General features: G+C 44.4%; 11 protein-coding genes and 1 pseudogene. 11 read left to right on the forward strand and 1 reads right to left on the reverse strand.

Annotated elements, in window-relative coordinates; genetic code table 11:
- The first annotated feature begins 16 nt into the window (after positions 1-16).
- From MHH92_RS13865 to MHH92_RS13895, 7 genes are all read left to right on the forward strand, one after another.
- Positions 17-946 (forward strand): ABC transporter permease, encoded by a 930-nt coding sequence (locus MHH92_RS13865; RefSeq protein ID WP_036670788.1) that lies wholly within the window; start codon positions 17-19, stop codon positions 944-946.
- Positions 947-967: 21 nt separating this feature from the next.
- On the forward strand, positions 968-2,986 hold the full coding sequence (locus MHH92_RS13870; protein ID WP_340904403.1) for a S9 family peptidase: 2,019 nt from the start codon (positions 968-970) through the stop codon (positions 2,984-2,986).
- Positions 2,983-3,459: a hypothetical protein gene (locus MHH92_RS13875; protein ID WP_340904405.1), complete on the forward strand. Its 477-nt coding sequence runs from the start codon at positions 2,983-2,985 to the stop codon at positions 3,457-3,459. Before MHH92_RS13870 ends, MHH92_RS13875 begins: the two co-directional genes overlap by 4 nt.
- Before the next feature lie 163 nt (positions 3,460-3,622).
- Positions 3,623-3,985 (forward strand): Asp23/Gls24 family envelope stress response protein, encoded by a 363-nt coding sequence (locus MHH92_RS13880; RefSeq protein WP_340904407.1) that lies wholly within the window; start codon positions 3,623-3,625, stop codon positions 3,983-3,985.
- Between the two features lie 32 nt (positions 3,986-4,017).
- Positions 4,018-4,626 carry a GNAT family N-acetyltransferase gene (locus tag MHH92_RS13885; protein WP_340904409.1) on the forward strand — a complete coding sequence of 203 codons (609 nt, stop codon included), beginning with the start codon at positions 4,018-4,020 and terminating at the stop codon, positions 4,624-4,626.
- Positions 4,627-4,874: 248 nt separating this feature from the next.
- Positions 4,875-5,480: a pentapeptide repeat-containing protein gene (locus MHH92_RS13890; protein WP_047842838.1), complete on the forward strand. Its 606-nt coding sequence runs from the start codon at positions 4,875-4,877 to the stop codon at positions 5,478-5,480.
- Between the two features lie 137 nt (positions 5,481-5,617).
- On the forward strand, positions 5,618-6,001 hold the full coding sequence (locus tag MHH92_RS13895) for a hypothetical protein (RefSeq protein WP_036608246.1): 384 nt from the start codon (positions 5,618-5,620) through the stop codon (positions 5,999-6,001).
- A gap of 157 nt (positions 6,002-6,158) precedes the next feature.
- Here the strand turns inward: MHH92_RS13895 and MHH92_RS13900 are convergent, their stop codons facing one another.
- The gene (locus tag MHH92_RS13900; protein ID WP_340904415.1) at positions 6,159-7,664 is read right to left on the reverse strand and encodes an MFS transporter; all 1,506 of its coding nucleotides are present in this window, start codon (positions 7,662-7,664) and stop codon (positions 6,159-6,161) included.
- Positions 7,665-7,803: 139 nt separating this feature from the next.
- Here MHH92_RS13900 and MHH92_RS13905 point away from each other — a divergent pair, with 139 nt between their 5' ends.
- The 4 genes and pseudogenes from MHH92_RS13905 (at position 7,804) to MHH92_RS13920 (ending at position 12,626) form a co-directional block, all read left to right on the forward strand.
- Positions 7,804-8,643, forward strand: coding sequence for a MerR family transcriptional regulator (locus tag MHH92_RS13905; RefSeq protein ID WP_100528039.1), 840 nt, complete (start codon positions 7,804-7,806; stop codon positions 8,641-8,643).
- 383 nt (positions 8,644-9,026) lie between these two features.
- Positions 9,027-10,399, forward strand: a pseudogene (locus tag MHH92_RS13910) (ATP-binding cassette domain-containing protein).
- Positions 10,400-10,550: 151 nt separating this feature from the next.
- Entirely contained in the window at positions 10,551-11,117 is a 567-nt protein-coding gene (locus MHH92_RS13915; protein ID WP_036608234.1) for a TetR/AcrR family transcriptional regulator, read from the forward strand.
- A 354-nt stretch (positions 11,118-11,471) separates the two neighbouring features.
- Positions 11,472-12,626, forward strand: a complete 1,155-nt coding sequence (locus MHH92_RS13920) for a glycosyltransferase family 2 protein (protein ID WP_017688647.1) — start codon at positions 11,472-11,474, stop codon at positions 12,624-12,626.
- Positions 12,627-12,655 lie beyond the last annotated feature (29 nt).

Genomic DNA, 12,655 nt, shown 5'->3' on the forward strand with positions numbered 1-12,655 from the left:
AAGGAGGTGCAATCATATGACAGGCAGCAATGAAATGCCAATTCCGGGTACAGAACAGGAACAAGACAATGGGCGTGCACCAACGGGATTTCGTTATATCTGGCAACAACTGATCATCAGCAAGACCGGAATGTTTGGTGCTGTGCTTGTATTGTTGGTTGTGTTAATTGCCATAGGTGCACCTCTATTGACGAGTCATGATCCGGCAGCGGTGAATCCGCTGGGCCGACTTAAACCACCAGCATGGCTTGAGGGCGGAACGGCCGAATACTGGCTGGGCACCGATAATCTCGGCAGAGACATGTGGAGTCGAATTGTATATGGTGCCCGAGTTTCCTTAATCGTGGGGATGGGTGCCGTGATTGTGTCAGGAATTATTGGCGCGATTCTGGGGCTGGTATCCGGATTCTACGGGAAATGGCTGGATGCTGTTATCATGCGTGTAGGTGATGCATTCATGGCGATTCCAACCATTCTGTTCATGCTTGTTGTGATGGCAATTGTTGGCCCGGGTATTACAACGTTGATCTTTGTCATCGGGGTGACGAACTGGGTTCCATTCACCCGTGTGGTAAGAAGTGAGGTTCTTAGTATCAAAGAGCGTGATTTTGTTCATGCGGCCAGATCGATTGGCGCGAAGAATGGAAGATTGATTCTGAAACACATTCTGCCGAATATCCTTTCATCCTTTATCGTCATCTGCGGTATGAATGTCGGCACAACGATTATTATGGAAGCTTCACTCAGTTTCCTGGGTCTGGGTATCAAACCACCTGATGTATCCTGGGGAGGGATGCTCAGTGATGGCAGACAATACGTTGCTACAAGCTGGTGGGTCGCTACATTCCCGGGACTAGCGATCACATTTACCGTACTCGGTGTTATTTTCCTTGGAGATTGGCTGCGTGATGTGCTTGATCCACGTACGGAGACAACCCATAAATAAACGGAGAAGGGAGCCATCATTATGAATCAAAGACCAATTATGCCGGAGGATCTGAGTCACTACCGTTGGATAAGTCAGCCGGTGATCAGTCCTAACGGACAAGTGGCTTATGTGGAACAGACCATAGATCAGGATAAAAACGAATATAATACACAAATTCGAGGGATTTCCCTCGATGGTGATGAAGATATTGCACTTTCGGATGGAACAAAAGATTCCTCACCTGCTTGGTCGCCGGATGGCACACAGCTCACATTCATTCGCACAGTGGATGGGGGCAAAGGATTATGGACGCTCCATTCAGATCAAAAAGAGCCGGTTATGCTGATATCTCCCGCACGTAAAATATTGAGTTATATCTGGTCGCCGAACGGGCAGTACATTGCGTTTACCAGCAAAGTACAACCGGAGGACCAACAGAAGAAAGCAGACGTCCAACAGGAGTCTGTACCTGAGCTGCGAGGTAAAGTCTTCGAGCGTACAACGCCGAAGGCGGAAGGGGCTGGCTGGTGGGATGGTCAATACAGCCAGTTGTTTGTATATGAGATCAAAAGCGGGGAGATCACACAGGTGACTTCAGGGCTATGGAATATCAGTGCTCCGGCGTGGTCGCCAGATAGCCAGCAGCTTTCTTTCATTTCGAAGCAAGTAGAGGACGAGGAACTTGATGCGGATCTGCTTTACTTTACCGATGTATACAGCATTCGATTGGGAGAAAGTGATCTGTTCAAAGTGACGGATTCCAGTCTGGCGATAAGCCAATTCTCCTATTCGTCCGACGGGCAGCAGCTAATCCTGATCGCCAGTGATCGTGAGTATGGAAGCGGGAGCCACAACAGCTTATACGCTGTCCCCGTTCATCGAGGTATACCCAGGCCAATCGCACCTCAATTAGATATGCAGATTGGTAACGCGGCGCTTGGAGATATGAAGTCGGCAGGTGCGTCACCTTCTCCTATCTCGGATGCCCATCATCCAGAACGTGGTGTATATGTACTCGGAACAGATAACGGGAATGTGGACGTGTATCGCATTCAAGAAGATGGGAATTATCAATCTGTGACGGGCGCTGGTGAAAAGGATGTGTATCAGTATACCTTAACGCCAGATGGTTCGTCGCTGGTAATCGCTGCGTTGACTGCTGAACACCCTGGAGAGTTATATCGCGTGGATATCGACAGTGGTGAAATGTTCAGACTCACCCGGCGAAATGATGAATTTATGGCTGAATTGGCTGTAAATGTGCCAGTCCGTGTAGAGTTTAAGTCCTCTGATGGATGGCCGCTTCAAGGTTGGTTAGCCACACCGGCAATACGTGACACCAATGGGAAACTGCCACTGATTTTGCAGATTCATGGTGGACCCCACGCAATGTATACGGGAACATATAGTCATGAGATGCAGACACTCGTTGCGCAAGGTTACGCTGTGCTGTGGATCAATCCTCGCGGAAGTATGGGATACGGTCAGGAGTTTGCCAGAGCTTGCCGTGGTGACTTTGCCGGAGGGGATTACCGGGATCTGATGGAAGCTGTTGATTATGCCCTGGCTACATATGATTTCCTTGATGCATCACGTCTGGGTGTAGCGGGTGGCAGTTATGGCGGAGTGATGACCAACTGGATTGTAGCGCATACCCACCGTTTCAAGGCGGCTGTAACCCAGCGATGCATCTCCAACTGGTTGTCCATGTATGGAACGAGTGATATCGGAATTTCCTATGTTGAGGGAGTCATCGGTGGTAATCCGGCGGAAAACGCTGAATTCCTGTGGTCCCGTTCACCTCTTGCCCATGCACATCACATTGAGACGCCACTTCTAATCATGCACGGAGAGCAGGACTATCGGACACCGATTGCGCAAGCGGAGGAATTATATACTACGCTAAAACGATACGGCAAAAAGACCAAACTGATTCGTTATCCGGGCTCCAACCACAGTTTGCTGAAAAGCGGTAAACCTTCATTACGTATCGATAGCTTCGAACAGGTGAATGCCTGGTTCAATCAGTACCTCGGGAATGAGGAGGGCGAGCAATGAGTCGAACTCAGCTGTCCATTCCTGTAGGGCTTCTTGTAGAGAATGTTCTGACAAGTGGGGAATCAAAAGAAGTGATTATTGAATGTTTACAACGTCGAGACTATTCCCGTTTGTTGCCTCTGGTTAAGGAATCCGCGATGGATTTTGATGAAAGACTACAGACAGCAGCTGATATCGGAGACGATTGGGAAAAGGCGATACGTCAAGGTTATGAGTTCAAGTTTTTGCATATTAACGGGTTGAAACGATTGCTCGATTTCCGGTTTGACCGTAAGGTGGATCGGGATTACGTTCAAGATGAGTTGTCTCTGAAGCATATTCAACTGACCGCAGAAGAGATTGAACTGCTACAATGGTTAATTGGCAGGCAGTGGATCGTGCAAGCAGAAGAAACAGAGGCAGCAGAAGAAGGCAGAACAGAGGACGAGTCATCTTCCCATTTTCCTGTCTGTATTCAATTGAAATTCCCATAGTATGACTAGAAGAAACCGCGATGATCGCGGTTTTTTTGCTATGTACAGGTAGAAATGAGGATGACTCAATTCAAAAGTTGAAATCGGACCCTGCATGATTTATATTTATATTAAATGATATTATTATCTATCAAAAATGCAGGTATAAAGAGGGGGACCTAGGATGTCCATTCAAAATGTTTTGGGAAAAATTCAAATATCGGATGATGTGATCTCCAAAATTGTCGGCAAGATCGCAAATACCACCAGTGAGATTTCCTCCATGTCGACAGGACTTATAGAGGGCATCACCAAAAAGTGGAGCGGGAAAAGTCTACAAAATGGCATAGATATCCGCAAGGTAGAATCAAGACTGGAGATAAACGTAAAGGTTGTCGTTTGTTATGGAACAAAAGTGCATGAAGTCTGCAGGGATTTGCAAAACAATGTGAGATTGCATGTGGAACAGCTGACCGGATTAACCATTGATACGGTGAATGTGATCGTTGAGGGGTTATCATTCAACCAACCTGCTACGAGGTTTTAGTCCAATTTCAGCTACCTAGAGGAGTGACAGCGATGAATAAGATTTCCATAACAAAAGCCAGTCCACAATCATTAGTCGGCGGGCAACTAAATCAGATGGCACTTGAATATATGGCCTATTCGCTTGCAGGTACCAAGGACAAAGGCATTATAGAAAAAACATTTAACAAGTTATGGCGTTCGAATCAGAATCGATTCAGTCACCAATATGCTTATGAAGCTAAAATGGGTAACCAAACGCTGGGCATGATCATGTGTTATCCGACCACTATAATGAACAAACTTGCTTTACCAACGTTCTCCAAACTGTTTGAACTTCGTAAATGGAGCCTGATTAAGTATAATCTCCAACACTGGAAAGAGTTCTACTCCATGGTGACATTAAAAGAAGCGGAGAACGACGAGTACCATATCGGAACATTGGCTACCTTGCCTGAAAGCAGAGGTCTTGGTGTAGGGACACAGCTCATTCATTTTGCTGAGGAGCAAGCTATAACACAATGTCTGTCCAAATCTTCACTTACGGTTAAAAAGGAAAATCTACTAGCAATTAAACTCTACGAGCGTTTGGGATACCAGAGAGTAGGGGAAATCAATAAACCTTCGCTATCCTTGTACCGAATGTCCAAAATACTGGTGTAGTGCTTTCTAAGAAGATTAGAATAAGCAACTGGAAGGTTCACATATATAAGCCCACATTGGAACAGTTAAAAGTGTGAGCTGGAGGGGCACTTTATGCGTCCCTTTTTTAGTTCTTCAGATTTTTCTCATAAAAAAAGTAACTTGACTTTTGCGGGTGTTTAAGCAGGTACTTGACAGGGGTGTGGTATAGTATAAAAAGTTCTTTTAATGAAGAAAGACGGAGAAATATACAATGTGGGGTGTAACCAGTGTATCAATATAAGGATCAGGAATATGAAGCAGTACATTTTGAGGGACGTGACCTGCGCTATGGAGAACTCATAAGCTGTGTTTTCAAACAGTGTACATTTATGAACGCTTCTATGGAAGAAATTGAAACGAGTAACTGTCGTTTTATCGAGTGTGACTTCAAAGGGGCTTCCATGAATGGTTCGATTCATACGGAATCGGCTTTTGAAAACTGCACCTTCGGTGGTGCAAATCTCTTTGCTTCCAAATTCAGCTCCTGCAAGATGACAGGCTCAGACTTCTCTGGTGCGCAAATGGATGGCATTACCCTGAGTCACGGCGATTGGTCCTACACAAATCTGAGACATACACGTTTGGGGAAACAGGATCTGCGAGGAATTCGTTTCTTTGAGGCTGACTTTACGGACACGGATTTCACCAAAGCAGATTTGAGAGACAGTGATCTTACCCGAGTTGTATTAAGCAGAGCCAAGTTGCAAGGAGCCGATCTTAGAGGGGCTAACCTGGAAGGCATCGATCTGAAATCACTGGATATCAAAGGCGTACGTTTGGATCGCGAACAAGCTGTTCTGTTTGTACGCTCATATGGTGCGAAAGTAGATTGAGTTGAACATACACAGCAGGAAGCCGCCCTTAAGGCGGCTTTTTTGACGTTAAAGCTTTCCCATTCAAGCAAATTGGCAGGAATAAGAGATCTAAACAAGAAGTAGTTAACATAAGTTTCAACTAAAAGGAGGTTATCATGACCGTCACATTAATTATTATTGTTGCTATTATTGTCTTTGGGCTTATAACAGGCACAATCACTACGATTATGGCATTTAAACTGCTACGTAACAATAAAGAGAAACATCACCTTCGCAAGAGCATTCTGATGGACGGAATTCCAACAGAAGCAATAATTCATGATATTGTGCAGACATCATCCAGTAGGGATGGAAGGCCTGGCGTGCGATTGGATCTGACTGTAACCCAAGTTGACGGCCGCACCTTCCCAACAATTGTAGAGACTTATATTCCAATCACACATATTCCCCATTTTCAGAAAGGAAATGTCATTAACGTAAGATACATTGCGATGGGGAATGAACGAAAAGTTGAGGTAGAGGATGCCTACCTTCCGTGAGGTGCCGCATGGTGGTAAGCTTCGGTTATCAGGCATATCAAAAACCATTACCTGAAACAACTCAGGTAATGGCTTTTGACGTTAATTTAATTGAGTTAATCCTCTTCTTTTGACATATTTCGTATATACCTCGCTTTGTTTCATGAAGTGAATTTCATTACGTTTTAACGCTGTGCTTGTGGGTTCGTTTCAATCGCACAGCAACCCAACTCATAATCAGAGCAGCAATGAACAGAAATACGGTCACACCTGCAATGACAACAAAGAAGGATTGGTCAAATGCAGCAAAGGCGGCATTTTTGAGCGATTCAGCAGACGCAGCAGGCAAGCTTTCGGCAGCGATAAGCGCTTCATCCAAACTGTCTTTCGCATTGGCTGGCACACTAATTCCCACAGGAATCTTCATAGCGAGTGTGTAGAAAAGGGTCGACATGCTGCCGATGATTGCAATACCGGATGCTCCGCCCAGCTCATAACCCACTTCCTCAATGGAAGCGGCCATGCCCGCTTTGTGTGGTGGGGCATAACTCATAATGGAATGTGATGCAGCGGTCATCCCTGATCCAAGACCTGCACCAAGCAGTGCCAAGCCGATAATCTGCCCGGTGAACCCAGCATTGAAATAAATCAGATACGTCCCCATGCCAAGGGCAGCGATGAAGAGAGTGAAGCTTTTGATATATACAACATCCACACGGTGCATAATGGCCCCCGTAACAGGTCCGGCAATGAGTGCTGCAACAGGTATGGATACGGTGAATAGTCCAGCCTGAAGCGGTGACATGCCTTCCACCAGCTGAAGCCGCTGAGTGACCATATATTGCACACCCATTTGTGCAAACAAGCCAACCAGTGCGGTAATAAAGCCGGTGCTGAATCTTGGGATTTTGAATAAGGACAGATCCAGCAGTGGGTTGGTACTGTTATTCTGACGGCGAATAAAGATGATCAGGGACAGAACACCGACAATAGCAGCAATAATAGCGAGTGTGAGAGATCCTTCGCGTCTTGTGAATTCCTTAATGGAATAGATAATTCCGACCATGGCAATCATGATCTGAATGGAACTGGTGAAGTCCCACTTTTTCGAGGTATCCCCTTGATGTTTAGGGATCATTCTCAAGGCGAATACAAACGCGATAATGGCTATGGGCAGGTTAATCAGAAACACAGAGCCCCACCAGAAATGTTGAAGAAGCAGTCCACCAACAATCGGTCCCAATCCAGCACCACCTGATGCAATGGAACCCCAGATGCCGATTGCCAGTGCGAGTTCTCGCTCATTCGTAAACGTAACTCTGATAATCGACAATGTTGCTGGCATCATCATGGAGGCACCTACGGCGAGAAGAATTCTGCTCATGACCAGCATAGCCGGTACTGGAGAAAAGGCAGCAGCAAGAGAAGCAGCAGAAAAGACGACCAAGCCCAGGGTGAATATTTTTTTATGACCAAGACGGTCCCCGAGTGTTCCCATTGCAGGAAGAAGACCCGCCATGACAAGGGAGTAACCGTTCAGAATCCATAATTTCTCCGAAGCAGATGCACCGAGATCATGGGTCAAGCTGGGTAGGGCTGTGTACAGGATGGTCATATCCATCACAATGAGTAATAGTGCACTTGAGACAATAACAAGAATCATCCAACGTTTGAATTTAGACATGTTTCCCTCCGACGATATGAATAACTTACAATTTTAGACTAAACTATCGGGTAACCCTATAGTCAAACTTTTCTTTACACACTATAATGCATGTATATTGATAAAACTTAGACTACATATGTACATGGAGGGCCCATAGATGGCTGGACATCACGCACAACACTTTACCACCAGTGAATTTGCCAAGATCTGCGGAGTGACCAAACATACCTTGTTTCATTATGACGAGATTGGGCTGTTAAAGCCTGAATATACCAATGCCAAGGGCTACCGCTATTATGGTATGCAACAAACGTATGTGCTGGATGTCATACATGTGCTGAAGAAGGCAGGAAGCTCACTCCAAGAGATTAAGTCGTTTATTCAAAATCAGAATACACCATTGTTAATTGAGCTGTTTGAACAGAAATTAAAGGCACTTGAGTTGGAGCAGCAACGAATCAAACGTATGCAAAAGCTGCTAAGTGGTGCAATAGAAATGACGAAACAAGCCACGGATGCTTCTCCTGAAGGGCTGCATATCGAACAATGTGAGCTGGAGTATTTTATTACTGTTCAACTGGAGCAAGGGGATGGGGATAAGGAATTCTTCCGTAAATTCATTGAATACAGGACCCATTGTGATGAACAGATGATCGACTATGAGTTTCCGGTATGGACGATCTTAACTCAGGAGCACTATGAGGCAGGAGAATACTATCCGGATTACTTTGGCAACAAAATAAAAGCTCCCATTCCAGGGGAAACGATATGGATTAAGCCAAAAGGGATGTATGCCGTCATGAATCATCGAGGTTCATACGAAAGCATGCCGGAGACGTATTCCCTCATGAAAGAGGAGATAGAAAAAGAGGGACTGCAAGTCTGTGGACATGTGTATGCACTGGACCTGCTCACTTATTTTGCAGAAAGTAATCCCGATGAGTACATCATCAAAATTTACATAGAGGTGTGTAAGCCAGAAAACACAATGGTTTAACGGTACGGGGATGGAAGATGAGATCGAGGCTACACTGTCTTGACCCATATCGTATTCCATGTTAAGTTTTCTGTATTAAATTTTGAACTTTCAAAGGGGGGATAGAGTCATGACTGAATTAGAGGTTGTGGATGTTTATGTGGACCTGTCAACAAACATGAACAGTGGCATGGTTCACAATATGACTAATCAGAATCCGGCACTTTGTCCTCCTATGCATAGATCTACTTGGCGCTGAGTGGTTTATCGCCAGGTTTCTTTATTGTATAAGCGAATCTAAATTCTGATTATGTTCAAATATTAAAGTGAGGGAATCCATGCCATGTTCTATGGTGAAATCCCGTCAGTTTACTTTTATATTTCACATAAAAAGGATGATATGCATGTCTTTAATCAACGTTACCAACCTGACCTTTGCTTATGAAGGCAGTTACGATAATATATTTGAAAATGTTAGTTTTCAGTTGGACTCCGATTGGAAATTGGGTTTTACCGGAAGGAACGGCAGAGGCAAAACGACATTCCTCAATCTTTTGCTTGGCAAATATGAATACAGCGGACATATCTCTGCGAATGTTAGCTTTGAATACTTTCCTTTCCAGGTAGAAAATAAGGGAGCCATGACCGTTGATGTCATCGGCGAGATTCATCCTGAATATCTACACTGGCAAGTTGTGCGCGAGCTTAACCTGTTAAAAGTGTCAGAAGATGTGTTGTATCGGCCTTTTGATACGTTATCCAACGGAGAACAAACAAAGGTGATGCTGGCTGCTTTGTTCCTGAAGGATAATCGGTTTTTGCTCATTGATGAACCTACCAATCATCTTGATCTTCATGCAAGACAAATTGTCAGTAATTATCTTGGTAGCAAGAGTGGATTTATTTTGGTATCTCACGATCGATCCTTTCTAGATCACAGCGTGGACCATATCCTTTCCATCAATAAAAGTAACATCGAGATTCAGAAAGGCAATTTCTCCGCTTGGTGGGAAAATAAAAGAAGGCAAGATCAGTTTGAACTTGCGAGTAATGAGAAATTAATAAAGGATATATTGGGCACAAGGCTGCCAAAATGATGAAACGTTCCAAAAATATCGAACAAAGGCAGCAATCTGCGATTCAAGAGAAATCCAAACTTCTCAAAAATATCGAGAGTGCAGAACGTTTACAGATTCATCAGCTGGATTTTCACAAGCAGGAACTTGTTGAATTGGAACATGTGTCGATATCATATGGCTCCAATACGGTGTGTAAGGATGTCAGTATCACGGTTGAACAAGGGGATCGTATTAACCTGTACGGTAAAAATGGATCTGGCAAATCAAGCATTCTTAAACTGATCTGTGGTGAAGATATCCCTTATACAGGTCTTTTCAGAAAGGATCATCAGCTTAAAATCTCGTATGTGTCGCAGGACACGTCCGATCTCGGAGGACATTTATCTGAGTATGCGGCCACACAGGGGATTGATGAAAGCCTGTTTAAATCGATACTTCGAAAGTTGGATTTTTCCAGACTGCAATTGGAGAAAAATATCTCAACGTTTAGCGCAGGTCAAAAAAAGAAAGTGCTCATTGCCAAAAGTCTTAGTGAGAAAGCTCATCTGCATATTTGGGATGAACCACTCAACTTTGTAGATGTCATTTCACGTATGCAGATCGAAGACTTACTCTTGGAATACTCGCCAACCCTGCTTTTTGTAGAGCATGATCGTGAATTTTGTACAAATATTGCAACGAGAATCATCGAACTGTAAGTAACGTGAAAGATAACCATGCTAAGAGCCGCCAAATGGCGGCTTTTAGTATTACTCGTGAGGAAGTATGCTATAATTTTATAATCTCATCCAATCATTTGATGGATGACTAGATCAATTGTAGACTAATTCGCCAAGAGGTGTAATACCAATGAAAAAGGAAATGACAACAATCAAACAAACCAGGCTTCATTCCATTTTGGACGAGGCCACCAAATTGCTGATTGAAAAACCGAATGCTTCTATGAATGAGATTGCAGAATCTGCAAAAATCGGGATCGCTACGTTACATCGATATGTGGAAAGCCGTGAACAGCTCATGGTATATCTCGGATTACGCGCAATCGAGGTGGTCAGTGAGACCATGAAAGAAATCCAACTGGATGAGGAGCACTGTGAAAAGTACATACCTGAGCTGATCGAGGCGCTGATTCCATTAGGCGACAAAATTTATTTTCTGGCTCATGACACCACCATTAACTATAATCCCGAGATTGAGGGAGCAGATCTGAAACTGAGAGAACCTGTATTACACGCGGTCGGTCTGTTACAACAGAAAGGTTATTTCCGCTCCGATCTCGATAAAACCTGGATTGTCGATGTGTTGTATTCCATCATGTTCCTGACGTGGCAGCAGGTTGTAAGTGGTCATATCGCGAGAAAAGCAGCCCCTGCGCTTGTGGTAGATACGTTTTATCATGGATTTAAGCAGCGATAGCTAAAGGTTAATTCAGCGAGAATCAATAGATTTCCATCAAGCGAACACCCCAAAAAAAGTCGAATGTATCGTTAGATACACAGACTCTTTGAGGGTGTTTTTTTGCGTTCACAACAGCGTTTCTCAGTGCGCAAGCTGCAAAAACTTGATTTTCTCACATATTCAAATATTAACAGAGTTCAGAATTTAAGATTTTCAGTTTACAAAAAATGATATAAATTTCTAGTAGATTCAAATCATTACCAAATAAAGACAAAATATTCAAACGAGGGGGCCGGGCAGAAATACCTTCAATTGTGCAGTTCAAAATCAGCTTATGTACTCATTCCATCAACCCAAATCAGGAGGGATTCCATGCTTTACACCATTATTGTGCCAGTCAACCAGGACTATAACATTTTGAACCTGTTCACAGATTCGCTACTCCGGACGGTTAGCCCATCCACTCAGATTATTTTCATCAACGATGGTTCCGGCTCAGCAGTCTTTCAACATCTGGATAAACTGAAGCAAGAAGTAAGAGAAGGTGTGACCATCGAGATTCTTCAGCATGATTTTCCACTCGGTTGCGCCGTGTCGATTAATAGCGCACTGAGTCTTGCCAAGGGAGAGTACATTTTCTTCCTGGATTCTGACACCATTCTTCAACCGAACTGGCAACCGATGATGAAAGAGACACTGGATAGCGATATTACGATTGGCATGATTGGAGGGGTTCTGTTGTATCCACAAACAGGAGGCGTGCAGCATTGCGGCATTGCTTTTGCGGACACCATCGGCCGACACCTGTTCCTGAACGCATCTCCTGATGATATCCCAAAAGAAACCTTCTCTGTTCAACTGGTGGTCTTTGCCATGTTTGGCATGAAGCGGGAGGTGTATGAGACCATCGGCAACCTCGATGAGAAGTTCTTTAACGGATACGAGGACTTTGATTATCAGATGCGGGCACGAGCTGCCGGATACGATACGGTCATTAACCCGAATATTCAAGCGTATCACTGGGAACGCAGCAGCGGGATTCACCGCAACTTCAACCGCAAGAACAATCTGGCACGCTTCTGGAAAAAGTGGGGCGGTCAAATCGAGGCTGATGTATGGCCATTCGTTTTCAGTCATCTGAAAGCACAGCTGGAAAGCCAAGAGGAATACCAGCATCTGCCGATTGTCGGGATTGACCTTGCCGAGGTTCGAAGTGATGCCGATACATTCTGGACCAAGCTGGAGGAAGCCGAATTTGCAAATGTAGCCGAAGTACGGGACTATTCAAACCGCTTTAATTCCAATGGGGCCATCTGGCTGCCACAGGTACTGGGCAAGGAACTGATTCATAGTGAGAACCGGTTACTGTTTTTGGTGGACAATTTCGCCCGTTTGCTGGAGAACCGCTACTGGATTGAGATGAGACATGCTCATCGAGCCAAGGATCTGATCATTGATCTGTATGGCAATGTGATCACGATGGATCGCATATACGATGGATGCTGGCCTGGAACCAAAGTTCGGTAATACACTCACAACGAAAATAAACAGGGAGG

This window comes from Paenibacillus sp. FSL M7-1414, from assembly GCF_038003195.1.
Lineage (GTDB): Bacteria > Bacillota > Bacilli > Paenibacillales > Paenibacillaceae > Paenibacillus > Paenibacillus amylolyticus.